Origin of the sequence: Amnimonas aquatica (assembly GCF_002943415.1) — a bacterium.
In the GTDB taxonomy this organism is placed as follows: domain Bacteria; phylum Pseudomonadota; class Gammaproteobacteria; order Pseudomonadales; family Moraxellaceae; genus Perlucidibaca; species Perlucidibaca aquatica_A.
On record NZ_PTQZ01000003.1, the window covers coordinates 1 to 23,659 of the forward strand.

Consider the following 23,659-nt stretch of genomic DNA (forward strand, 5'->3'; position numbering starts at 1 on the left):
CCCATGACCGCCAGGCGGTCCGTGGCCTGGTGGAACACCGAAGCCGCCACCGACTCCGGCGTGGTCACCTTGAGCTTGGCCTTGGTGTCAGGCCGCACGTAGTTTTCGACATACTCGCGCAGGCTGATCTGGCCGGCCAGCGCACCCAGCAGACTAAAAGGATTGCCTTCCTGTACGCCGGTGATGTCCGGAATGTTGCCGGTGACCTTGCTGAAGTCCCAGTCGTAGTCGGCGTCGATGGTCTGGCGGATGGCGGAGCGGTAGCTCAGGCCGAAGCGCGTGCGGTCATCATTGAAACGGAACATGTAGCCGGCGTTCCAGCCGAAGCCGTAGCCCATGCCTTCGATGGTCAGCTTGCCGTCGCCGGCACCATCGGCGATCAGCGGGCCTGTCGCCAGGTCGGTGAGGCCACTGCAGACTGTGGCCGAAATACCGCCGACAATCGGCAGACCATTGGAGCTGCAGAGCAGGCTCAGTCCCTTCTGGATGGTGCCCTTGCCGATGCCGAAGGCCGCTTCCTGGACATCGGCGGCGGCGTTCAGGCGCATGTGCATGATCTGCGCCGACAGGCCGAAGCCGATGCTGTGCTGGTCATCGAAGCGGATGGCCATGGACGGGTTGATGTTCACCGTCTCGATCGCGCCCGAGTCCTGGAAATAGCGCCCGACCCAGTCCGACTTGTAGTTCACGTTGGCGCCATAGGGCACGAAAATGCCGAGGCCGAGGGTGATGTTGTCGCTGTACGGCACCACGGCGTAGAACTGCCCCGCCGGAATCGCCTGGGGATGGTAGCTGCCCTCGTCGCCGCCGGTGGAGAGCGTGCCGTCGTTGGTCTTGCCCTGCTCGAACTGCGTGGTGCCGTCGTTGACGAAGCGGCCGCGCACCGACAGCACCTGTCCACCCTGCGATACCGTGGTGGTCTTCAGGCGGACCATGCCGGCGGGGTTGAAGAACACGACCGAGGCATCTTCGGCCTCGGCGCCGCTGGCCTGGGCGGTGCCCATGGCCGAGGTCGACTGCCACGGATATTCGAGGCCGGCGGCCTGGAGGGCGGGGACAACACCAAGCAGTGATATCGCGAGCGCGATCTCACGGGGACGCATACTACTCATAATGGTTCCCGAGGGGTCAGATGGCTGGTCTTCCGATGACCGGTGTTACATGCGCGACAGACGGCATGGCTTCCGAACGGGCGCGATGTTATCGCGCCCGCTGGTCGCTGGCGATACTTTTGTTGGCTTTTGTGGCAGATACCGGACCGGACAGTCACCCGGTCCGGGCAGCCGCTGGCGGACTCAGGACAGGCCCAGGCTGGTGTTGATGCGGGTCAGCGCCGCCAGCGGATCGGCCGCCTGCGTGATCGGGCGGCCGATCACCAGATGGCTGGCGCCCGCCGCCACCGCGCGCTCCGGCGTCATGATGCGACGCTGGTCATCGGCGACGCTGTCGGCCAGGCGGATGCCCGGTGTCACCAGCGCGAAGTCCGGGCCGCGCGCGGCGCGCAGCACAGCGGCTTCCTGCGCCGAGCAGACCACGCCGTCGAGACCGCAGTCGGCGACCAGCGCGGCCAGGGCCTGGACATGCTCCAGCGGCGAACGGGCGATGCCCACCTCCGCCAGGTCCTCGGCCTCCATGCTGGTAAGCACGGTCACCGCCGTGAGCAGCGTGCGGTGACCCTGCTGCTGCAGGCGCTCGCGCGCGGCGGTCATCATGCGGCGGCCGCCCTGGGCATGGACATTGACCATCCATACGCCGAGATCGGCGGCAGCGGCGACGGCACCGGCCACGGTATTGGGAATGTCGTGGAACTTGAGGTCCAGGAACAGCTCGAAACCCAGACCCTGCAGCTGGCGCACCAGCGCCGGCCCTTCATGGGTGAACAGTTCCTTGCCGACCTTGAGGCGGCAGGCGGACGGCGACAGCCGCTCGGCCAGGGCCAGCGCAGGCGCGGCCGAGGTGTAGTCGAGGGCGACAATGACCGGGGAAGCGACCGGGACACGCGGAGAAACGGCAGCCGGAGCCGAGGCCCCGGAAGATGCGACGGACATGGAATGCGCTCAGTAGATCGGCGGATTGGGCGGAGTGACCACGGGCACGTCAGCTTCGGCGGACTGGCGCGCCTTCACCGCCGCCCTGTCCTTGCGCCAGATGGAAAGACGGGTCCAGCTGCTGCCGACCAGCAGGCCCAGCACCAGCCCCAGGGTGAAGGTCACCAGGATGACGAAGCCGGCGTTGACGTTCAGCACCTGCATGAACAGCAGGTTCAGGTTCAGGGTGTCATCGTTGACGATGACCATCCAGAAACCGGCGAAGACGAAGGCCAGCAGGAGCAGCCAGAACAGCAGCTTGCGGATCGCGTTCATGCATCATCTCCCGTGCGGATGGGCGTGGTGGCGGCGCTGTCGTTGACGCGGTCGCGCAACTCCTTGCCGGGCTTGAAATGCGGCGTGCTCTTGCCGTCGAGGCTCACCGCCTCGCCGGTCTTGGGATTGCGGCCGATGCGCGGAGCCCGGTAATGCAGCGAGAAGCTGCCGAAGCCGCGGATCTCGATGCGTTCGCCGGAAGCCAGGGTTTCCGACATCTGCTCGACGATGGTCTTCACCGCCAGTTCGACATCCTTGCCGGTGAGCAGGGTCTGGCGCGCCGCGAGACGCTCGATGAGTTCGGAACGGGTCAGTGTCATGGCGGAGAGGCCTTTCCAGATGAAATGACAACGCCATGATTCTAAACATAAAAAAACGGGAGTAGACAACTACTCCCGTTTCTTTTTTACGCGCCGCCATCAATGATGGCGGTGACCGTGCGATCAGCTGCCCATCTGGGCCTTGATCAGGTCGCCGATGGTCTTCGGACCGGCGGCATCGACATTCTGCTCGCGCAGGCTGGCGATGGCTTCGCGGTCGTCGGCTTCATCCTTGGCCTTCACGGACAGGCTGATGACGCGGGTCTTGCGGTCGATGCCGATGATCTTGGCTTCCACCGAGTCACCCACGGCCAGATGCTTGGTGGCATCTTCGACGCGGTCGCGGCTCAGCTCGGAAGCGCGCAGGCTGGCTTCGACGCCGTCGATGACTTCGATCGTGGCGCCCTTGGCGTCGACCGACTTCACCGTGCCCTTGACGATGGCACCCTTGTCGTACTGGGCCACGAAGTCGCCGAACGGGTCGCGCTCGAGCTGCTTGATGCCCAGCGAGATGCGCTCGCGCTCCGGGTCCACCGACAGGATGGTGGCTTCGATCGGGTCGCCCTTCTTGAAGCGACGCACGGCTTCTTCGCCGGTTTCGTTCCAGGAGATGTCGGACAGGTGGACCAGGCCGTCGATGCCGCCGTCCAGGCCGATGAAGATGCCGAAGTCGGTGATCGACTTGATGTTGCCGGACACGCGCTCGCCCTTCTCGTGCGTGCGGGCGAAGGCATCCCACGGGTTCTCGCGGCACTGCTTGATGCCGAGCGAGATGCGGCGACGGTCTTCGTCGATGTCCAGCACCATGACTTCCACTTCGTCGCCGATCTGCACGACCTTGGACGGGTGGATGTTCTTGTTGGTCCAGTCCATCTCGGACACGTGCACCAGGCCTTCCACGCCTTCCTCGATCTCGGCGAAGCAGCCGTAATCGGTCAGGTTGGTGATCTTGGCCTTGACGCGGGTGCCTTCCGGATAGCGACCCATCAGGGCCAGCCACGGATCTTCGCCCAGCTGCTTCAGACCCAGCGAGACACGGTTGCGCTCGCGGTCGAACTTGAGGACCTTGACGGTCAGTTCGGTGCCGACTTCAACGATCTCGGACGGGTGCTTGATGCGCTTCCAGGCCATGTCGGTGATGTGCAGCAGACCATCGATGCCGCCCAGGTCGACGAACGCGCCGTAATCGGTCAGGTTCTTGACGATGCCCTTGACGACCTGGCCTTCCTGCAGGTTGGCCAGCAGCTGTTCGCGCTCGGCCGACGATTCGGCTTCCATCACGGCGCGGCGCGAGACCACGACGTTGTTGCGCTTGGCGTCGAGCTTGATGAGCTTGAATTCCAGCTCGCGGCCTTCCAGGTGCGCGGTGTCGCGGATCGGACGGATGTCGACCAGCGAGCCCGGCAGGAACGCGCGGATGGAACCGACGTCGACGGTGAAGCCGCCCTTGACCTTGCCCGAAATGATGCCCTTGACGATTTCGCCGGCTTCGAAAACCTTCTCCAGACGGATCCAGGTCTCGGCACGCTTGGCTTTCTCGCGCGACAGCAGGGTGTAGCCCATGCCGTTGTCGAGCGCGTCGACGACGACATCAACCTGGTCACCCACGGCGACTTCCAGCTCGCGGCGGTCGTTCAGGAACTCTTCACGGGCGATCACGCCCTCGGACTTCAGGCCGGTGTCGACGGTGACCCAGTCGCTGTCAACGGCAACGACGGTACCCTTGATGAGCGCGCCGCGCTCGACGTCAAGGGAAACCAGGCTTTCTTCAAAAAGGGCGGCAAATGAATCAGTCATGTTGTCCTTCCAGTGCCGGATGGCACTCGTATGTAGCCACCTGACCAGCTCAGGCGGGTTTGTGGTTTTTGACGTCCCGGGCGGCCAGGCTGGTGGTCGCCGTCCGGAACATCTCCAACGGCAGGCGCCTCGGCACCTGCCCGTCAGTCCTTTTCAACCAGGCTCAGGAGTTAACTCTGAGCAGCTGATTTCATTGAATAATTTTAGCGAGACTCGGCACCGAACGGGCGGCATCGATGACACGCTGCACCACGGCCTCGATACCGAGGTCGGTGCTGTCGAGCACCAGGGCGTCGTCCGCCGGCTTCAGCGGTGCCACGCTGCGCTGGGTGTCGCGCGCGTCGCGGGCCTGGATATCTTCGACAAGGGCGGCGAGGCTAGCATCAAACCCCTTTTCCAGCAACTGCCGGTAGCGGCGCTCCGCCCTCGCCTGCGCCGACGCGGTCAGGAAGATCTTCAGCTCGGCGTCCGGAAACACCACCGTGCCCATGTCGCGACCGTCGGCGACCAGCCCCGGGGTGTCGCGGAACGCCTGCTGGCGGGCCAGCAGCGCGTTGCGCACGCGCGGCAGCGCGGCGACCTGGGAGGCGGCGCGGCCGGCCTCCTCGGTGCGGATGGCATTGGTGACATCCTCGCCTTCGAGCAGGATGCGGGCCTCGCCGTCATCGTCGCCGATGAACTGCACATCCAGGTGCGCGGCGAGGACCTCCAGCGCGGCCTCGTTGTCGAAGGCCACGGCATGGCGCTGGGCGGCGGCACCGAGCAGGCGGTAGAGCGCGCCGGAATCCAGCACGTGGAAGCCGAAGCGAGCGGCGATGCGATGCGCGATGGTGCCCTTGCCGGAGCCGCTGGGACCGTCGATGGCGATCACCGGCACCGGCGAGCGGACGGGCTTCTTTTCGATTTCTGCACTCATTGTTGTTCTTCTCTATGGACTCAGCCGGCGTCGCTTTCGCTGGCCGAGATATCCAGGCCGCAGCGGCGCGCCAGGCCCAGGAAGTCCGGGAAGCTGGTGGCGACATTGGCGCAGTCGCGGATGACGATGGGAGCGCCGGCGCGCAGGCCGGCCATGGCGAAAGACATGGCGATGCGGTGATCGCCGTGGCTGACCACCTCGCCGCCACCCAGGCTGCCGCCCTCGATGACGATGCCGTCCGTGGTCGGCTCGGCCTTGATGCCGAGCGTGATCAGGCCGTCGGCCATGACCTGGATGCGGTCGGACTCCTTGACGCGCAGCTCCTCGGCGCCGGTGAGCACCGTGGTGCCCTCGGCACAGGCGGCGGCGATGAACAGCGCCGGGAATTCGTCGATGGCCAGCGGCACCTGGTCCTCGGGGATGCGGATGCCCTTCAGCTGCGCGCTGCGCACGCGGATGTCGGCCACCGGCTCGCCGCCGACCACGCGTTCGTTGAACACGGTCAGATCGCCGCCCATGGCGCGCAGGATGTTGATGACCCCGACGCGGGTCGGGTTCATGCCGACGTGCTCGAGCACCAGGTCGGAGCCCGGCGCGATCGAGGCCGCCACCAGGAAGAAGGCCGCCGAGGAGATGTCGGCCGGCACGTCGATGCTGGTCGCGGTCAGGCGGCCACCGCCACGGATGGTCGCGGTCGAGCCCTCGACCTTCACCTCGTAGCCGAAGCCGCGCAGCATGCGCTCGGTGTGGTCGCGGGTCGGCGCCGGCTCGGTCACCGAGGTTTCGCCCTCGGCCCAGAGGCCGGCCAGCAGCACGCCGGACTTGACCTGGGCGCTGGCCACCGGCATGTCGTAATGGATGCCCTTGAGGCCGCCGCGCGCGGCCACCGCGCTGCCATGCACGCTCACCGGCGGCGTGCCGCGCTCGCCGGTGGTCTGGATCTCGGCGCCCATGGCACGCAGCGGCTTGGCGATGCGCTCCATCGGACGCTTGGTCAGCGACGGGTCGCCGGTCATCACGGTATCGAACGGCTGCGCCGACAGGATGCCGGACAGCAGGCGCATGGAGGTGCCGGAGTTGCCCACGTAGAGCGGCCCCGGAGGCGGCTTCAGGCCGTTGAGGCCGACGCCGTGCACGCGCACGCGGCCGCGGTCCGGGCCTTCGATGACCACGCCCATGTCACGGAAGGCCTGCAGCGTGGCCAGGGCATCCTCGCCCTCGAGGAAACCGGTGACGTCGGTGACGCCCTCGGCCAGCGAGCCGAGCATGATGGAGCGGTGCGAAATGGATTTGTCGCCGGGCACGCGGGCGTGGCCGGTCATGCGCCCGCCGGGGCGGACGGTGTAGATCAGTNATACCCAGCAGGGCCTCGCTGTCGCCATCGGTGATGGCCTGGCGCAGCGTCGCGGTGCCGGCTTCGAAGCCGTCCAGCGCCTGCAGTACCGCCTCGCGGTTGGCGAGGAAGATGTCATGCCACATCAGCGGGTCGCTGGCGGCGATGCGGGTGAAATCGCGGAAACCGCCCGCCGCGTAGCGGAAGATGTCCAGGTTGTGGGATTCGCGCGCCAGCGTGTCGACCAGCGAGAACGCCAGCAGGTGCGGCAGGTGGCTGGTGCGCGCGAGCACGGCGTCGTGGCGCTCGACCGGCATGGTCAGCACTTCGGCGTCAGCGGCCTCCCAGAGTTCGCGCACCAGCGCCAGCGCCTGCGGCGCGGTGGCCGGCAGCGGCGTCAGGATGACCTTGTGGCCGGCGAACAGGCCGGCGCGGCCGGCCAGCACCCCGCTCTGCTCGGAGCCGGCGATCGGGTGGCCGGGCACGAAGGTCGGCGGCACCTCGCCCCAGACCGCGCGCGCGGCCGCCACGACATTGCCCTTGGTGCTGCCGACATCGGTGACCACGGCCTGCGCCGGCAGTGCCGGGCAGATCGTGCGCAGCACCGCCTCGGTGGCATTCACCGGCATGGCCAGGATCACCAGGTCGGCGCCGCGCACGGCATCGGCCGGGTCGGCGTAGCCGATATCGATGAGCCCGAGCTGGCGCGCCGTGGCCAGCGTAGAGGCGCTGCGGCTGGCGGCGGTGATGCGCTCTGCCAGGCCCTTTTCGCGCAGCAGGCGCGCCAGGCTGGAGCCGATCAGTCCGAGACCGATGAAGGTGACCTGGCGCAGCGGCCAGCGCTTCACGACGCCCCCTCCGCCACCGCGGCGCCCTGCCCGGCCGCGGCCAGCACGCGCGCGAGCGCGGCCAGCGCGAAGTCGTTCTCCTCGGCCAGGCCGATGGAAATGCGCAGATGGTCGGGCAAGCCGTAGTTCGCCACCGGGCGCACGATCACGCCTTCGCGCAGCAGGGCCTGGAACAGCGGGCCGGCCGGCTGCCCCATGTCGACGCAGAGGAAATTGCCACGTGACGGAATGGCGCGCAGGCCGAGCGCGGCCAGGCCGTCCAGCCACTGGCGGCGGCCGGCGGCGTTGAGGGCACGGCTGCGCGCCACGAAATCGTCGTCGGCCACCGCGGCGGCGGCCGCCGCCAGCGCCAGGCTGTTGACATTGAAGGGCTGGCGCACGCGATTGAGGATGCCGATCAGGTCGGCGCCGGCCACCGCGTAGCCGACACGCAGCGACGCCAGGCCGTAGGCCTTGGCCAGCGTGCGCGACACGATCAGGTTCGGGTAGCGGTCGAGCACGTCGAAACCGCTGAGCGCCTGCGCGTCATCTACGAATTCGCAGTAGGCCTCGTCCAGCACCACCACCACATTCGCCGGCACCGCGGCCATGAAAGCCTCGAAATCGGCACGCTCGAACCAGGTGCCGGTGGGGTTGTTCGGGTTGGCGAGGAAGATCACCTTGGTCGCCGGCGTCACCGCCGCGGCCATGGCCGGCAGGTCGTGGCCATGATTCCTGGCCGGCACCTCGATGCCGCGCGCACCGGTGGCCTGCACCGCCAGCGGATACACCGCGAAGGCGTGCTGGGCGTAGATGGCATCATCGCCCTCGCCCAGGAACGCCCGCGCCACCAGCTCGAGCACGTCGTTGGAGCCGTTGCCGAGCAGGATGCGCTCGTGCGCCCAGCCGAAGCGGGCGCGGATGGCCTCCTTGAGCACGTAGCCGTTGCCGTCCGGGTAGCGCCCCAGCTCGGCCGGATCGGCCTGCAGTGCCGCCTTCAGCGCCGCCAGCGCGGCCGGCGACGGACCCAGCGGGTTCTCGTTGCTGGCCAGCTTGACCACGCGTGCGAGACCGAACTCGCGCTGCAGCTCCTCGATCGGCTTGCCCGGCTGGTATGGCGCCAGATGCTGCACGCCGGGACGGGCGCGGGACAGGAAATCGGTCATGTCGGTCTCTCAGAGCACGGCGCGCGGGTAGGAACCCAGCACCTTGACGTCGCTGACCACCGGATCCAGCTCGGACATCACCTCGCGCACGCGCGGATCGTCCTGGTGGCCTTCGAAATCGATGAAGAACACGTAGGTCCAGATGTCGTTCTTGCTCGGCCGGCTCTCGATGCGGGTCAGGTTGATGCCGCGCGCCGCGAACGGCGCCAGGATGTCGTGCAGGGCGCCGGCCTGGTTGCGCTTCATGGTCACCACGATCGAGGTCTTGTCCTCGCCCGACGGCGACACCGACTCGGTGCCGATGATCAGGAAGCGCGTGGTGTTGCTGGGGTTGTCCTCGATGCACTCGTGACGCTTGACCAGCCCGTACATGTCGGCCGCGGTCTCGCCCGCGATCGCCGCCGAGTGCCACTCGCCCTTGATGCGGCGCGCAGCCTCGGCGTTGCTCGACACCGCCACGCGCTCGGCCTTGGGGAAATGGGCATCCAGCCACTTGCGGCACTGCGCCAGCGACTGCTGGTGCGAGTAGATGCGCGAGATCGACTCCACGCGCGTGCCCTCGGCCACCAGCAGGTGGTGATGGATGCGCAGCTCGACCTCGCCGATGATGCGCGCTGACGACGTCAGGAAGGAGTCCGCCGTGTGCGTGACGATGCCCTCGGTGGTGTTCTCCACCGGCACCACACCGTAGTTCACCGCACCGGCCTCGACCTCGCGGAACACCTCGTCGATGGTGTTCAGCGGCACGGTCTGCACCGAATGGCCGAAATGCTTGAGCGCGGCGGTCTGCGTGAACGTGCCGTTGGGCCCCAGGAAGGCGATGCGCAGCGGATGCTCGAGCGCCAGGCAGGCCGACATGATCTCGCGGAACAGGCGCGCCATTTCTTCCGGATGCAGCGGCCCCTCGTTGCGCGCCATGACCTTCTGCAGCACCTGGGCCTCGCGCTCCGGACGGTAGAACACCGTGGCCTCCGGATCCTCGGCCTGCTTGACCAGGGCCACCTGCTGGGCGCAGCGCGCACGCGCGCTGATCAGCGCCTGGATGTCGGCATCCAGGCGGTCGATTTCATCGCGGATCTGCGCCAGGCCGGGCAGTGTCGCCTTGCTCATGCCATCGCTCATGCAGTCAGTCTCCCGCTCAGCCGTGACGCTGCTCGAAGTCGGCCATGAAGGCGGTCAGCGCCTCCACGGCAGCCTCGGGCACGGCGTTGTAGAGGCTGGCGCGCATGCCGCCGACCGAGCGGTGCCCGGCCAGGTTGATGAGCCCGCGCGCATCGGCTTCGGCGAGGAAGGTCTTTTCCAGGCCGGCGTCGGCGAGCGTGAACGGCACGTTCATGCGCGAACGGTTCGGCAGCGCCACCGGGTTGCCGTAGAAGTCGCTGCCGTCGATGGCGGCGTAGAGACGCGCCGCCTTGCGGGCGTTGACCTCGGCCATGGCGGCCAGGCCGCCCTGCTGCTTCAGCCACTTGAACACCAGCCCGGCGAGGTACCAGGAGAAGGTCGGCGGCGTGTTGTACATGGATCCGTTCTTGGCGGCCACGGCGTAGTCGAGCATGGTCGGCGTGCCGGCCGGCACCTGGCCGAGCAGGTCTTCGCGCACGATCACCACGACAATGCCGGCCGGACCGATGTTCTTCTGCGCGCCGGCGTAGATCAGGCCGAACTTCGACACGTCCAGCGGTTCGGACAGGATGCTCGACGAGTAGTCGGCGACCAGCGGCACGTCACGGCCGTAGAGCGCGGCGGTGTCGGGAATGAAGTCGAACTCGACACCGTGGATGGTCTCGTTCGGCGTGTAGTGCAGGTAGGCTGCGTCCCTGTCCGGCGTCCAGGCCGACAGCGACGGCACGGCACGGAAGTTGTTGGCCTCGTCGCTGGCCACGACGTTGACGCCGCCCAGCTTGCGCGCCTCGGCGATGGCCTTCTCCGACCACACGCCAGTGCAGACATAGTCGGCAGAGGCGTTGCCGCGCAGCAGGTTGAGCGGCACCTGGGCGAACTGCAGCGTGGCGCCGCCCTGCAGGAACAGCACCTTGTAGTTGTCCGGCACGCCCAGCAGGTCGCGCAGGTCCTGTTCGGCCTCTTCGGCGATGCGCACGAAGTCCTTGCCGCGATGGCTCATCTCCATCACGGAGCAGCCGCGCCCCTGCCAGTCGACCAGATCGGCCTGGGCCTGCTGCAGCACCGCTTCCGGCAGTGCCGCCGGACCCGCACAGAAGTTAAACGCTCTCGTCATCTTGCACCGGAGTATCGGAAGTGTCGGTTGTCTGGGAAATATCATCGCCACCAGCATCGCCGCCGGCCGCGTCCGCGGTCACCGGCGCATCGGCGCTGTCGTCGCCGGGGAACTCGTCGTCCTCGACTTCATCGAGGCGCACGAGGCCGACCAGGTGCTCGTCCCGGGCCAGCTTGATCAGGGTCACGCCCTGGGTGTTGCGCGACGACACCGAGACCTCGCCGACGCGGGTACGCACCAGCGTGCCCTGGTCGGAGATCAGCATCAGCTCGTCGTTCTCGCTCACCTGCACGGCGCCGACCAGCTCGCCATTGCGCTCGGAAGCCTGCATGGCGATCACGCCCTGGCCGCCGCGGCCGCGGCGCGGGAAGCCGGCCAGGCCGGTGCGCTTGCCGAAGCCGTTGCGCGAGGCGGTGAGGATCTGCGCGCCGGACTCGGGAATGATCATGGAGATCAGCTGCTGCTCCGCCGGCAGGCGCATGCCGCGCACGCCGCGCGCGGTGCGGCCCATGGTGCGGACATGCTTTTCCTTGAAGCGGATGACCTTGCCGCCGTCGGAGAACAGCATGACCTCGCAGGCGCCGTTGGTGACGGCGGCGGCGATCAGGGTGTCACCCTCTTCCAGGCGCAGCGCGATCAGGCCGTTGCTGCGCGGACGGCTGAACTGCACCAGCGGTGTCTTCTTCACCGTGCCGGAAGCCGTGGCCATGAAGATGTAGGCGCCGGTGGGCTCGTCCAGCCCGGTGAGCGCGAGGTCGTCGGCGTCATCGTCGCCGCCCTCGCCTTCATCGGACTCGTTCACCACCTCGGCGACGGCATCGATCACGCCATCGTCCAGGGCATCGTCATCGCCGTCTTCGTCGGCATCGCCCTGGTAGGCCGCGAGGTCGATCGGCAGCAGCGTGGTGACGCGCTCGCCCTCGGCCAGCGGCAGGATGTTGACGATGGGCTTGCCCTTGGCGCCGCGCCCGCCGGACGGCAGCTCGTAGACCTTGAGCCAGTAGACCTTGCCGACGCTGGTGAAGCACAGCACGGTGGTGTGCGTGCTGGCGACCAGCAGGTGCTCGATGTAGTCCTCGTCCTTGACCGCCGTGGCCGACTTGCCGCGGCCGCCGCGGCGCTGGGCGCGGTAGTCGGCCAGCGGCTGGGTCTTGGCGTAGCCGGCGTGCGAGATGGTCAGCACCACCTGCTCTTCGGTGATCAGGTCTTCCAGCGTGAGGTCGAGCTTGGAGCCGATGATCTCGGTGCGGCGCTTGTCGCCGTAGAGGTCGCGCATCTGGCGCAACTCTTCGCGGATGACCTCGAGCAGGCGTTCGGGATCGGCGAGGATGAGCATGAGTTCGGCGATGCGTCCGAGGATCTCGCCGTACTCGGCAACCAGCTTGTCCTGCTCCAGGCCGGTGAGGCGGTTCAGGCGCAGGTCGAGGATGGCCTGCGCCTGTTCCGGCGACAGCCGGTAGCGGTCGTTCTGGAAGCCGTAGGCCAGCGACAGGCCCTCGGGACGGCAGGCGTTGACATCACCGGCACGCTCCAGCATGCCCTCGACCGCGCCCGGCAGCCAGGACTCGGCCATCAGGCGCTCCTTGGCCTCGGCCGGACTCGGCGACTTCTTGATCAGCTCGATGACCGGGTCGATGTTGGCCAGCGCCACCGCCAGGCCTTCGAGGATGTGGCCGCGCTCGCGCGCCTTGCGCAGCTCGAACACGGTGCGCCGGGTCACCACCTCGCGGCGGTGGCGCACGAAGGCTTCCAGCACCTGCTTGAGGTTCATGATCTTGGGCTGGCCTTCGTCGATGGCCACCATGTTGATGCCGAACACGCTCTGCAGCTGCGTCTGCGCGAACAGGTTGTTGACCACGACCTCGGCGACCTCGCCGCGCTTGAGGTCGATGACGATGCGCATGCCGTCCTTGTCGGACTCGTCGCGCAGCTCGGCAATGCCCTCGATCTTCTTTTCCTTGACCAGCTCGGCGATCTTCTCGATCACGCGCGCCTTGTTCAGCTGGTACGGGATCTCGGTGAAGATGATCGTGTGTCGCCCGGTCTTGGCGTCGGTCTCGATGTGGTGACGGGCGCGGATGTAGATGCGGCCGCGGCCGGTGCGGTAGGCCTCGACGATGCCGGCGCGGCCGTTGATGATGGCCGCGGTCGGGAAATCCGGCCCGGTGATGTGCTGCATCAGCCCGTCGATGTCGATTTCCGGCTCGTCGATCAGCGCCAGCACGGCGTTGATGACTTCGGTCATGTTGTGCGGCGGAATGTTGGTCGCCATGCCCACGGCGATGCCGCTGGAACCGTTGACGAGCAGGTTGGGCACCTTGGTCGGCAGCACGTCCGGGATCATTTCGGTGCCGTCGTAGTTCGGCACCCAGTCCGTGGTTTCCTTGTCGAGGTCGGCGAGCAGGTCGTGCGCCAGGCGGGTCATGCGTACTTCGGTGTAACGCATGGCGGCGGCGTTGTCGCCGTCGACCGAACCGAAGTTGCCCTGGCCGTCGACCAGCATGTAGCGCAGCGAGAACGGCTGCGCCATGCGCACGATGGTGTCGTACACCGCGGAATCGCCGTGCGGATGGTATTTGCCGATCACGTCGCCGACCACGCGGGCCGACTTCTTGTAGGCCTTGTTCCAGTCGTTGCCGAGCTCGTGCATGGCGTACAGCACGCGGCGGTGCACGGGCTTGAGGCCGTCACGGACATCGGGCAGCGCACGCCCGACGATGACGCTCATGGCGTAGTCGAGATAGGACTGGCGCAGCTCGTCCTCAATGTTGACCGGAAGGATTTCCTTGGCAACGTCGGTCATGCAGTTTTCTCTTCTTCTGGGCCGTCGTTAAAGCGCTGGAGCATAGCACAGCCGGGCATTTTTCCGAAGCCGCCGCGGGCATTCCGGCACCGGTCAATCTCGCTATACTGTGCGACTTTGACCGACCGGCACCGGCGCAGCGGGCGCCGCACGAATTGCCAGATGCGAGGAAACCGCCATGTCGCAGAGCGTCGAACAGCCCACGGGCAACGTTGATCCGGCCGAAATCGCCAAGTTCGAGGCGCTGGCCGCGAAATGGTGGGATCGCGCCTCCGAATTCAAGCCCCTGCACGACATCAATCCGCTGCGCCTGAACTGGATCGACGAACGCGTCGGGCTGGCCGGCAAGCGCGTGCTCGACGTCGGCTGCGGCGGCGGCATCCTCGCCGAGAGCATGGCGCGCCGGGGCGCGACCGTGCTCGGCATCGACATGGGCGAGGCACCGCTGGCGGTAGCTCGCCTGCACGCCGAGCAGGACGGCGTGACCGGCATCAGCTACCGCCGCGTGCAGGTCGAAGTGCTCGCCGACGAACAGCCCGGCAGCTTCGACACCGTGACCTGCCTGGAAATGCTCGAGCATGTGCCCGACCCCGGTGCCGTGGTGGCCGCCTGCCTGAAGCTGGTGAAGCCGGGCGGACGCGTGTTCTTCTCCACCATCAACCGCAACCCCAAGTCCTGGCTGTTCGCCATCGTCGGCGCCGAATACGTGCTGCGCATGCTGCCGCGCGGCACCCACGACTACCAGAAGTTCATCCGCCCCTCCGAACTGGGCGGCTGGGCGCGCGCCGCCGGCTTCAGCGTCGACGAGATGACCGGCCTGCACTTCAACCCGCTGACCGGCCGCTACTGGCTGGCCCCGAACGTGGACGTGAACTACATGATCGCCTGCACCCGCCCGCTCGCCGCCGACGCGGAGAACGCGGCATGAACCGCCCGGTCGCCAATCGCCCCGCGGCCGTGCTGTTCGACCTCGACGGCACCCTGATCGACACCGCGCCCGACTTCCACGCCGGCGTCAACCGGCTGCGCGCGGGTCTCGACCTGCCGCCGGTGCCCTACGAGCAGATCCGCACCGCGGTGTCGGAAGGCGCCCGCGCCGTCATCGCCGCCGCCCGCTTTCCCGGGCTGGACAGCACCGACCCCAGGTTCGACGAGCTGCGTTACGCCTTCCTCGCAGACTACGAACAGCACCTGGCCGATGCCTCGCGCCTGTTCGCGGGTTTCGAGGAGATACTGCAGGCACTTGAAGAGCGCGGCATTCCCTGGGGCGTGGTGACCAACAAGGCCAGCACGTACACCCGACCGCTGATGCGCGCGTTGCAACTGGAGGCCCGTTCGGCGGCCACGGTCTGCGCCGACGAGGTCAGCCAGACCAAGCCGCACCCCGAGCCGCTGTTCAAGGCCGCGAAGCTCGCGGGCGTGGCCGCCGAGGAGTGCATCTATGTCGGCGACCATGTGCGTGACATCGAGGCCGGCCGCCGTGCCGGCATGATCACCGTCGCCGCCGGCTGGGGCTACATCCCCGACGACGACAGCGCCGCCTACTGGGGCGCCGACGCGGTCTGCGAGGATATCGCCGCTTTCCGCGACTGGCTGCTGCCACGACTGGACTGAACGGCGCGGCGGCGGACCGGCGACGACGTAGACGAGCCCGGCGCATCCGCCGGAACCGGAAGCCACCAGACGGAGAGACTGACGCCATGACGCCGACCGAAGACACCAACCTGCTCAAGGACCGTGTCCTGCTCATCACCGGCGCGGGCGCCGGCATCGGCCGCGCGGTGTCGCTGGCCTGCGCCGCCCGCGGCGCCACCGTGGTCCTGCTGGGACGCGAGCTGGCCCGGCTCAATGCCGTCTACGACGAGATCGTCGCCGCCGGAGGGCCGACCCCGGCCATCCTGACCCTGGACCTGAGCATCGCCGGCGGCCACGAGTGCCAGCAGGTCGCGGAACTGATCGAGACCACCTTCGGACGCCTCGACGGCTTGCTGCACAACGCCGCCGTGCTCGGCGACATCACGCCGCTGGAAAGCTACGACCCGGATGTCTGGGACTTCGTCATGAAGGTCAACCTGCGCGCGCCGTTCGTGCTCACCCAGGCCCTGCTGCCGCTGCTGAAGCGCTCCGAAGACGCCAGCATCGTCATGACCAGCAGCAGCGTCGGACGCCGCGCGCGCGCGTTCTGGGGCGCCTACGCCATTTCCAAGTGCGGCATCGAGGGCCTGGTGCAGATGCTCTCCGACGAGATCGCCAACATCTCCAACATCCGCGTCAATGCCATCAACCCGGGCGCCACGCGCACCGGCATGCGTGCCAGCGCCTACCCCGGCGAGGATCCGGGCAGCCTGCGCACGCCGGAAGAGATCATGTCGCTCTACCTGTACCTGCTGGGGCCTGACAGTCGCGGCGTCACCGGGCAGTCGTTCGACGCCCAGCCCAAGCCGGCAGCCTGAGCCTCGGTCCGCTCCGGCGGCCGATGCAAACGCCCCGCCTCCGGCCTCACAGGTGCCGGTGCCAGGAGCGGGTTTCCTCCAGGTGCAGCTCTTCGATATCCGCCAGATGGACTTCCATGGCCCGGCACGAGATCAGGATCTCGCGCAGTGACAGCGCCAGCGCCAGGAACATCAGCACCAGGCTGACCACGAAGCCGACCAGCGCCGCTGTCTTGAAGGCCAGCAGCACGCAGCCGATGCAGAGGATGCACACCACCAGGCTGCACACCCCGCAGGCCTGCATGTCCCGGATCAGCAGCAGGCGGTGACGCAGGTTGCCGAGCTGGGCCAGCACCTGCGGGTCGGGCTCTGCCTTGTAGCGGTCGTGCAGGCTGCGGATCAGGCTGGCCAGCGCCAGGAAGCGGTTGGTGAACGCCAGCAGCAGCAGCGAAATGGCCGGGAACAGGATGGAAGGCGTGCTGACATCGATGCTCATGGCCATGGCGCTCATCACTCTCCGGACTGCGGATCCTTGTTGCGGCCGTCGCGACGCTGCTGACGCAGGAAGCCGCCCTTGCGCTGCTGGTCGGCGCCCGCGCCGCCACCCTGCTGCGCCGGACGCGCGTTGCCGTCGTGACGCTGGATGCGCGCCGGGCGCCCCTCGGCAGCGGCCTCGCGGCTGCGACGCTGGCGGCCGGCATCGACCGGGCGCGGCGGCAGCGGGTTGTCGCGCAGCTTGTCGACACGACGCTTGGCGATGCCGAACAGGCCGGTGCCGCCACGACGCGGACGCAGCTCCACCGCACCCAGCAGGGCATCGATGTCGGGCTTGTCGAGCTCGACCCAGCGACCGGTGCGCAGTTCGCGCGGCAGCTTCTGGGTGCCGTAGCGGGTGCGCAGCAGGCGGCTGACCTTGAGGTTCTGCGACTCGAACAGGCGACGCACCTCGCGGTTGCGGCCTTCCTTCACCACCACCTGCCACCAGCGGTTGAAGCCTTCGCCGCCGAGTTCGGACACGCTCTCGAAGCGTGCCGGGCCGTCATCCAGCTCGACGCCGTCGCAGAGCGTGCGCTGCACCTCGGGCGTCAGCGTGCCCATGACACGCACCGCGTACTCGCGCTCGATGCCGCTGGACGGGTGCATGAGGCGATTGGCGAACTCGCCGTCGTTGGTGAACAGCAGCAGACCGGTGCTGTTGATGTCGAGACGGCCGACCATGACCCAGCGCTCGTCCTTGATGCGCGGCAGGTTGTCGAACACCGTCGGGCGGCCTTCCGGGTCGGAGCGCGAGCAGATCTCGCCTTCCGGCTTGTAATAGGCGATGACGCGCCGGCGCAGCTCGGACTCGACGCTGAAATGCACCAGGCGGCCGTCGAGGCGGAGCTCGTCGCCGACTGCCACGCGGTCGCCGAGGCTGGCGACCACGCCGTTGACGCTGACGCGGCCGTCGATGATGGCCTGTTCCATGTGGCGGCGCGAGCCCAGCCCGCTGCGCGCGAGGACCTTCTGCAGTTTTTCACTCATGATTCACTTGTTCCAGTTCGGCTGCGATCTCGGACAGATCGCGAATGTCGGCCAGCGCCGGCAGGTCCGCCAGGCTGCGCAGGTTGAAGTCGTCAAGGAAGCCGCGCGTGGTGGCGAACAGCGCCGGCCGGCCCGGGACCTCCTTGTGGCCGGCAACGCGGATCCAGTCGCGCTCCAGCAGGGTCTTGACGATCTGGGTGCTGACGGTGACACCACGGATGTCCTCGATTTCCGAGCGGGTGATCGGCTGCCGGTAGGCGATCAGTGCCAGTGTCTCCAGCAGCGCGCGCGAATAACGTTGCGGACGCTCCTCCCAGAGCCGGCTGACCCAGGGGCCGACCTCGGTGCGGACCTGGAAGCGCCAGCCCGACGCCACTTGCTGCAACTGCACGCCACGGCCCTCGTAATCGGCCATCAGCGCCGACAGCACGGCTTTCAGGCTGCCGGTGTCGGGTGCCGCACCCTCTTCGAACAGGGCTTGCAGCTGCTCCACAGAGAGCGCCTTGCCGGCGGCGAACAGCGCGCCCTCGACAATGGATTTCAGATCATCAGGCGTCATCGAACGCAGCCTCCTCGTAGGCATCCGGCTCGCCGGCCGGGTCATCGCCGAGATCCAGCGCCTGCCCCTGCGACTCGCCGATGCGGGCGCGGACATGGATGTCGGCAAAGGATTCCGTCTGCACCAGGTCGATCAGGCCTTCCTTGACCAGCTCCAGGACGGCCATGAAAGACACCACCACGCCCAGGCGCCCCTCCTCGACCTGGAACAGCGACACGAAGGGCACGAAGCCGCCACCGCGCAGGCTGTCGAGGATGTTGCTCATGCGCTCGCGCATGGACAGGGTCTCGCGCGAGACCTGGTGCGATTCGTAGAGGTCGGCGCGGCGCAGCACGTCCTGCAGCGCCAGCAGCAGCTCGCGCAGCTCGACGCGCGGCGGCTCGACCTGGCGCGAGTAATCGGGCTGCTGCGCCGCCGCGACGAAGAAATCGCGGCCCTCGCAGGGCAGCCGGTCGATCTGCTCGGCGGCCTTCTTGAAGCGCTCGTATTCCTGCAGGCGGCGGATCAGCTCGGCGCGCGGGTCGGCCTCCTCCTCGCCATCCGGCCCCTTGGGGCGCGGCAGCAGCAGGCGCGACTTGATCTCGCCCAGCCAGGCTGCCATGAGCAGGTACTCGGCGGCGAGGTCGAAATTCAGCGACTGCATGAGCTCGACGTACTCCAGGTACTGGCGCGTGATGCGCGCCACCGGAATGTCGAGGATGTCGATGTTCTGCGCCCGGATCAGGTACAGCAGCAGGTCGAGCGGGCCTTCGAAGGTGTCGAGGAAGACCTGCAGGGCGTCGGGCGGAATGTAGAGGTCTTCGGGCAGCTGGGTGAACAGCTCGCCCTTGACGCGGGCGATGGCGTTGAGCTGTGCCGGCGGCGTGTCCTCCGCCACGCCGGCATCCGCGGCACCCGTCGCCTCCGCGACGGCACCGCCGGTCCGGGCATCGAGCGCGAGCACGCCGGCCGCCGGTGCCAGGGGCTCGGACGGAATCTCGGACGGGGTCTCGGGCTCGGGGAGTGCCGTCGTGTCGGTGCTCATGGGTCCTCGCGGGGTTGCCGCTTCGCAGCGGTAGTGCTTCTGGCGGCCATTATGCCGCTTTTCCATGCAGGATGTCTGCCACTCGTCAGCCGGTTTCCGCTGCCGGCAAATGACAGCAAATGGCCGGCAAGCGGCGGACGGGCGACCGGCCCCGGAGGCGACCGCGCCGGCTCAGCCGAACGGGGCGGGATCGCCGAGGCCGACGCGCAGCACCTGCGGGCTGTCCTCGGTGAGATCGACCACGGTGGTCGACGACAGGCCGCCGAAACCGGAGTCCAGCACCACGTCCACACGCTTGCCGATGCGCGCGATGATCTCTTCCGGATCGTTCAGCGGCTCGTCGTCGCCGGGCATCTGCAGCGTGGTCGACAGCAGCGGCTCGTCGAGCAGTTCCAGCAGGCCCAGCGCCACCGGATGCGAAGGCACGCGGATGCCGATGGTCTGCTTCTTCGGATGCAGCAGGCGTCGCGGCACCTCGCGCGTGCCGGAGAGGATGAATGTGTAGGCACCCGGCGTATTGGCCTTGAGCAGGCGGAACACCGGATTGTCGACCTTGGCGTAGGTGCCGATCTCCGACAGGTCGCGGCAGAGCAGCGTCAGGTGGTGGGTCTCGTCCAGCTCGCGCAGGCGCCGCAGGCGCTCGAGCACGGCCTTGTCACCGATCTGGCAGGCCAGCACGTAGCTGGCGTCGGTGGGCATGACCACCAGCTCCCCGGCGCGCAGCCGCTCGGCCGCCTGCTTGAGCAGGCGCGGTTGCGGGTTGTCGGGGTGCAGGATCCAGTGCTGCGTCATGCCAGGGTCTCCAGGGACGGCTCGGGTTGTGCGACCAGGGCATCGACGGGCCAGCCCCAGGCGGTCCAGACCGGCGTGCAGCCGGCCGGCAGACGCGGGAAGCGGCCCAGCGCGATCCAGGGCGCCGGCGTGCCGTGGTAATCGCTGCCCTGCGAGGCCAGCAGGCCGTACATGGCCGAGAGCTGGCCCAGGTAGCGCACCATGTCGGGCTTCTCGGTGGCCGTGGCGACTTCCATGGCATCGCCGCCGGCATCCTTGAACGCCATGATGAGCTGGCGCAGCTTGCTGCGCGTCATCGGGTAGCGGCCCGGATGCGCCAGCACCGCGACGCCGCCGGCCGCGTGTATCCAGCCGATGGTCTCGGCCAGCTCGGCCCACGGCATGGGCACCGACGCCGGCTTGCGCGGACCGAGCCAGCGGTCGAAGGCCTGCTGCACGTTGCCGACATGACCCTGGGCGAACAGCCACTGCGAGAAATGCGTGCGGCTGACCGCGTCCGGACCGCTGGCCAGCGCCAGCGCGCCCTCGTAGGCGCCCGCCATGCCCAGCGCCTCCAGGCGCGCGCCGATCTGGCGCCCGCGCTCGGCGCGCGCCCCGGCCTGGCGCTGCAGGCCGGCCTGCAGCACCGGGTGCGCGGGATCGACCTGCAGACCGACGACGTGGATGTTGTGCGGGCCCCAGACCGCCGACAACTCGACCCCGGGAATCAGCGTGATGCCGGCCGCCACCGCCGCCGCGCGCGCCTCGGCGACGCCGGCGGTGCTGTCATGGTCGGTCAGCGCCAGCGCGCGCACGCCGGCACGCGCCGCCAGCGCCACCAGATCGGCAGGCGACAGGCTGCCGTCGGAGCAGCGGCTGTGGCTGTGCAGATCGATTTCCGGCATGGCATCCGGCTCCCCGGGTACATTAAGATGCGTCCACTCTAACAGATCGGCACCCTCCCCGGCGCCGCATCTCCGCCCATCCGGCACCCGATCACGCCTGCCCGCAGGCGCCCGGGCGTCCCCGCAGAGGACCGCATCCGCATGAAAGCCTGGCTGGACTTCCTGCCCATCATCGCCTTCTTCATCGCCTACAAGCTCTCCGGCATCTATGTCGCCGCCGGCGTGCTGATGGCTGCCGTGGCCGTGATCTACGGCCTGGTCTGGTGGCGCGAGCGCAAGCTGGAGACCAGCCAGTGGATCACCGTGGTGGCCACGCTGGTGCTGGGCGCGCTGACCCTCGGCCTGCACGACGAAAAATTCCTGCAGTGGAAGGCGCCGGGCGTGTACGTGCTGCTCGCCCTGCTCTTCCTCGGCAGCCAGTTCATCGGCGGCAAGCCGCTGGTGCAGCGCATGATGGCCCAGGCCGTGACCCTGCCGGACGCGCAGTGGCGCGGGCTCAACCTGGCCTGGGTGGTGTTCTTCCTGTTCGCCGCCGTGGCCAACGGCTATGTCGTGCTGCACTTCCCGGAATACTGGGTCGACTTCAAGCTCTTCGGCAGCCTCGGCCTGACCTTCCTGTTCATCATCCTCCAGGGGGTCTGGCTGGTGCGCAGGGGCGCGCTCAACGAAGCCGCGCCCGCCGATGATGCCGGCGCAACCGGGGCCGCTGACGCCGCCCGCGGCCAGCGCGACAACGATCACTGAATCCGGAGAAACCGCCCCATGTGGTACGCCCTCATCGCCGAAGACCATCCCGGCACGCTCGACGCCCGCCTCGCCGCCCGCCCGGCGCACCTCGCACGCCTGCAGGCGCTGCAGGCCGAAGGCCGCCTGCTGCTGGCCGGCCCGCACCCGGCCATCGACAGCGAAGAGCCCGGCCCCGCCGGTTTCACCGGCAGCCTGGTGGTGGCGCAGTTCGCTTCCCTGGAGGAGGCGCGCGCCTTCGCCGATGCCGACCCCTATGTCGCCGCCGGCGTCTACGCCCGGGTGACCGTCAAGCCGTTCCGCCGCGTGCTGCCCTGAGGCCGTGAGCGGCAGCGGCCAGCAGCGCCCGTCGCGCCGGGTCACGGTCATCGGCGCCGGCATCGCCGGCGCCAGCGTGGCCTGGACGCTGGCCGAGCGTGGCTGGCAGGTGCGCGTGCTGGAGGCATCCCGCGCCGGGGCCGGCGGCTCCGGCAATCCGGTCGCCATCCTCTACCCCAAGCTGGTCGCCGCCGCGCAGACACCGCTGCACCTGCAGTCCATGGCCTTCCTTCAGGCCCTGGAGATCTTGCGCGACCCGCGCCTGGCGCCGCATTTCCGGCAGACCGGCGTGCTCTGGCTGGACCAGCGCAAGCAGAAGGCCGACATCGGCCCGGACCACCCCTGGTGGGGTGAGCAAGTCTGGCGCGTCGATGCCGCCGAGGCCTCGCGCCTGGCTGGCCTGCCGCTGCCCATGTCCGCGCTCTGGCTGCCACACGCCGGCGTGCTACGCCCGGCCGGTCTGCTTGCCGCCCTGCTCGCCCGTCCGGGCATCACGCTGGTGGAGGGCTGCCCCGTGCATGACCTGCAGCCGGCGGCTGACGGCTGGCGATTGTCCACCGCGCTCGGCGAGGAACATGCCGATGCCGTGGTGCTGGCACATGCCGGCGCGACCGGCGCGCTGCACGCCGGCAATGACGCCGGCGCCCTGCCGCTGAAGCCGGTACGCGGCCAGGTCTCGCTGACGCCGGCAGGCACGCAGATGCTGCAGACCACCCTGTGCTACGGCGGCTACCTGGCGCCCGTGGCCGACGGCGGACTCTGCCTGGGCGCCACTTTCCAGCCCGGACGCTCGGACACGGACATCACGCACGAAGATCACCTCGCCAATGCACGCGAGCTGGAGGCCCTGCTGCCGGCGCTGGCAGCAGCGCTGCCGACACCAGCCATCTGGCAGGGTCGCGCCAGCCTGCGCTGGCAGACACCGGACTACCTGCCGCTGGCCGGACACCTGCCCTGGCTGCCGGGCGCGCGGCGGACACTGGCGGCACAGCCGCCCGGTGCCCGCCAGCCGCGCTGGGATGATCACGCTCCGCTGCTGGCCAGCCTGGGGCATGGCGCCAAGGGCTTCACCCAGGCCTGGCCGGTCGCCACCCTGATCGCCGATCTGCTCGAGGAGAAAACGCCCGTCATGCCGACAGCGCTGGCCGAGCGCCTGCGCCCGGACCGCTTCCTGCTGCGCGACTGGCGCCGGGGCCTGTTCTGGAGGCAGCCGCGCTGAGCCCGGCGACTGCCGCCGGATACCCGAGGCGCGACGGTGTCAGCGCGCCAGCGTGCAGCCCGTGTACTGCTGCCGGTACAGGGCCTCGGTCTGCTCAACCTTGCCGGTGTAGGCGATCAGCCAGGGCTTGGCCAGGTAACTGCTGCGCGCGAACCCGGCGCGCCCTTCGTGGTAGGCCAGATAGAGATTGCGCATGTCATCGCTGCGCATGCCCAGCTCGCGGGTGGTGCCGTAGTGGTACCAGCCGATGAAGTCGATGGCGTCGGAGAAGTCGTCGCGGCGTGCGAACCAGCGGTTCTGCCGGTCCACGTACTCCTTCCAGGTGCCGTTCACGGCCTGGGCGTAACCATAGGCGGTGGAACGGCGCGGCCCCGGAATGAAACCGAGGATGTAGCGGCGTGG

Annotated in this window: 23 protein-coding genes and 1 pseudogene; 6 read left to right on the forward strand and 18 right to left on the reverse strand. The window is 68.5% G+C overall.

What is annotated here, in order from left to right; genetic code table 11:
• The 11 genes and pseudogenes from C5O18_RS00280 to gyrA all read right to left on the reverse strand — a co-directional run.
• Window positions 1–1,103, reverse strand: a 1,103-nt coding sequence (locus C5O18_RS00280; RefSeq protein ID WP_206389666.1) for an OmpP1/FadL family transporter, incomplete at its 3' end; no start/stop codon positions are given.
• Between the two features lie 192 nt (window positions 1,104–1,295).
• Window positions 1,296–2,048, reverse strand: coding sequence for an orotidine-5'-phosphate decarboxylase (pyrF, locus tag C5O18_RS00285; protein ID WP_105190891.1), 753 nt, complete (start codon window positions 2,046–2,048; stop codon window positions 1,296–1,298).
• 9 nt (window positions 2,049–2,057) lie between these two features.
• Complete coding sequence (locus tag C5O18_RS00290) at window positions 2,058–2,363, reverse strand: lipopolysaccharide assembly protein LapA domain-containing protein (protein WP_105190892.1); 306 nt, start codon at window positions 2,361–2,363, stop codon at window positions 2,058–2,060.
• Window positions 2,360–2,683, reverse strand: coding sequence for an integration host factor subunit beta (gene ihfB / locus C5O18_RS00295; RefSeq protein ID WP_478209668.1), 324 nt, complete (start codon window positions 2,681–2,683; stop codon window positions 2,360–2,362). Before ihfB ends, C5O18_RS00290 begins: the two co-directional genes overlap by 4 nt.
• Window positions 2,684–2,806: 123 nt before the next feature.
• Window positions 2,807–4,480, reverse strand: coding sequence for a 30S ribosomal protein S1 (gene rpsA / locus C5O18_RS00300; protein ID WP_105190893.1), 1,674 nt, complete (start codon window positions 4,478–4,480; stop codon window positions 2,807–2,809).
• A gap of 190 nt (window positions 4,481–4,670) precedes the next feature.
• A complete protein-coding gene (gene cmk / locus C5O18_RS00305) occupies window positions 4,671–5,396 on the reverse strand; it encodes a (d)CMP kinase (RefSeq protein WP_105190894.1) in 726 nt (241 codons plus the stop codon).
• Between the two features lie 20 nt (window positions 5,397–5,416).
• A pseudogene (aroA, locus tag C5O18_RS00310) lies at window positions 5,417–7,577 on the reverse strand (3-phosphoshikimate 1-carboxyvinyltransferase).
• The gene (gene hisC / locus C5O18_RS00315; protein WP_105190895.1) at window positions 7,574–8,722 is read right to left on the reverse strand and encodes a histidinol-phosphate transaminase; all 1,149 of its coding nucleotides are present in this window, start codon (window positions 8,720–8,722) and stop codon (window positions 7,574–7,576) included. The pseudogene aroA and the gene hisC overlap by 4 nt, the downstream one beginning before the upstream one ends.
• Before the next feature lie 9 nt (window positions 8,723–8,731).
• Window positions 8,732–9,844, reverse strand: coding sequence for a prephenate dehydratase (gene pheA, locus C5O18_RS00320; RefSeq protein ID WP_105190896.1), 1,113 nt, complete (start codon window positions 9,842–9,844; stop codon window positions 8,732–8,734).
• Window positions 9,845–9,860: 16 nt separating this feature from the next.
• Window positions 9,861–10,958: a 3-phosphoserine/phosphohydroxythreonine transaminase gene (gene serC / locus C5O18_RS00325; protein ID WP_105190897.1), complete on the reverse strand. Its 1,098-nt coding sequence runs from the start codon at window positions 10,956–10,958 to the stop codon at window positions 9,861–9,863.
• Window positions 10,942–13,761, reverse strand: a complete 2,820-nt coding sequence (gene gyrA, locus C5O18_RS00330) for a DNA gyrase subunit A (protein ID WP_105190898.1) — start codon at window positions 13,759–13,761, stop codon at window positions 10,942–10,944. The genes serC and gyrA overlap by 17 nt, the downstream gene beginning before the upstream one ends.
• Window positions 13,762–13,939: 178 nt before the next feature.
• Between gyrA and ubiG the strand changes: the two genes are divergently transcribed.
• The 3 genes from ubiG to C5O18_RS00345 all read left to right on the forward strand — a co-directional run bounded on the left by ubiG (window position 13,940) and on the right by C5O18_RS00345 (window position 16,214).
• Window positions 13,940–14,689 carry a bifunctional 2-polyprenyl-6-hydroxyphenol methylase/3-demethylubiquinol 3-O-methyltransferase UbiG gene (ubiG, locus tag C5O18_RS00335; RefSeq protein WP_105190899.1) on the forward strand — a complete coding sequence of 250 codons (750 nt, stop codon included), beginning with the start codon at window positions 13,940–13,942 and terminating at the stop codon, window positions 14,687–14,689.
• Window positions 14,686–15,375 carry an HAD family hydrolase gene (locus C5O18_RS00340; protein ID WP_105190900.1) on the forward strand — a complete coding sequence of 230 codons (690 nt, stop codon included), beginning with the start codon at window positions 14,686–14,688 and terminating at the stop codon, window positions 15,373–15,375. Before ubiG ends, C5O18_RS00340 begins: the two co-directional genes overlap by 4 nt.
• A gap of 86 nt (window positions 15,376–15,461) precedes the next feature.
• Window positions 15,462–16,214, forward strand: coding sequence for a YciK family oxidoreductase (locus C5O18_RS00345; protein WP_105190901.1), 753 nt, complete (start codon window positions 15,462–15,464; stop codon window positions 16,212–16,214).
• Between the two features lie 46 nt (window positions 16,215–16,260).
• Here C5O18_RS00345 and C5O18_RS00350 read toward each other — a convergent pair whose 3' ends face one another.
• From C5O18_RS00350 to C5O18_RS00375, 6 genes are all read right to left on the reverse strand, one after another.
• Entirely contained in the window at window positions 16,261–16,704 is a 444-nt protein-coding gene (locus tag C5O18_RS00350) for a DUF2721 domain-containing protein (RefSeq protein WP_206389667.1), read from the reverse strand.
• Entirely contained in the window at window positions 16,704–17,717 is a 1,014-nt protein-coding gene (gene rluB, locus C5O18_RS00355) for a 23S rRNA pseudouridine(2605) synthase RluB (RefSeq protein WP_105190902.1), read from the reverse strand. Before rluB ends, C5O18_RS00350 begins: the two co-directional genes overlap by 1 nt.
• Window positions 17,710–18,276: an SMC-Scp complex subunit ScpB gene (gene scpB, locus C5O18_RS00360; protein ID WP_105190903.1), complete on the reverse strand. Its 567-nt coding sequence runs from the start codon at window positions 18,274–18,276 to the stop codon at window positions 17,710–17,712. The genes rluB and scpB overlap by 8 nt, the downstream gene beginning before the upstream one ends.
• Window positions 18,266–19,300 carry a segregation and condensation protein A gene (locus C5O18_RS00365; protein WP_105190904.1) on the reverse strand — a complete coding sequence of 345 codons (1,035 nt, stop codon included), beginning with the start codon at window positions 19,298–19,300 and terminating at the stop codon, window positions 18,266–18,268. The genes scpB and C5O18_RS00365 overlap by 11 nt, the downstream gene beginning before the upstream one ends.
• Window positions 19,301–19,471: 171 nt before the next feature.
• Window positions 19,472–20,092 carry an L-threonylcarbamoyladenylate synthase gene (locus C5O18_RS00370; RefSeq protein WP_105190905.1) on the reverse strand — a complete coding sequence of 207 codons (621 nt, stop codon included), beginning with the start codon at window positions 20,090–20,092 and terminating at the stop codon, window positions 19,472–19,474.
• On the reverse strand, window positions 20,089–20,976 hold the full coding sequence (locus tag C5O18_RS00375) for a PHP domain-containing protein (protein ID WP_105190906.1): 888 nt from the start codon (window positions 20,974–20,976) through the stop codon (window positions 20,089–20,091). The genes C5O18_RS00370 and C5O18_RS00375 overlap by 4 nt, the downstream gene beginning before the upstream one ends.
• A 141-nt stretch (window positions 20,977–21,117) precedes the next feature.
• On the opposite strand from C5O18_RS00375, the gene ispZ reads away from it, so the two are divergent.
• Genes ispZ through mnmC1 form a run of 3 tightly spaced genes read left to right on the forward strand, consistent with a single transcriptional unit; the run spans window position 21,118 to window position 23,257 of the window.
• The gene (gene ispZ / locus C5O18_RS00380; protein WP_105190907.1) at window positions 21,118–21,720 is read left to right on the forward strand and encodes a septation protein IspZ; all 603 of its coding nucleotides are present in this window, start codon (window positions 21,118–21,120) and stop codon (window positions 21,718–21,720) included.
• Window positions 21,721–21,738: 18 nt separating this feature from the next.
• A complete protein-coding gene (locus tag C5O18_RS00385; protein ID WP_105190908.1) occupies window positions 21,739–22,038 on the forward strand; it encodes a YciI family protein in 300 nt (99 codons plus the stop codon).
• Window positions 22,039–22,042: 4 nt separating this feature from the next.
• Window positions 22,043–23,257 (forward strand): FAD-dependent 5-carboxymethylaminomethyl-2-thiouridine(34) oxidoreductase MnmC1, encoded by a 1,215-nt coding sequence (gene mnmC1 / locus C5O18_RS00390; RefSeq protein ID WP_105190909.1) that lies wholly within the window; start codon window positions 22,043–22,045, stop codon window positions 23,255–23,257.
• A gap of 39 nt (window positions 23,258–23,296) precedes the next feature.
• Here the strand turns inward: mnmC1 and C5O18_RS10280 are convergent.
• A partial coding sequence (locus C5O18_RS10280; RefSeq protein ID WP_241146688.1) for a transglycosylase SLT domain-containing protein occupies window positions 23,297–23,659 on the reverse strand: 363 nt, incomplete at its 5' end.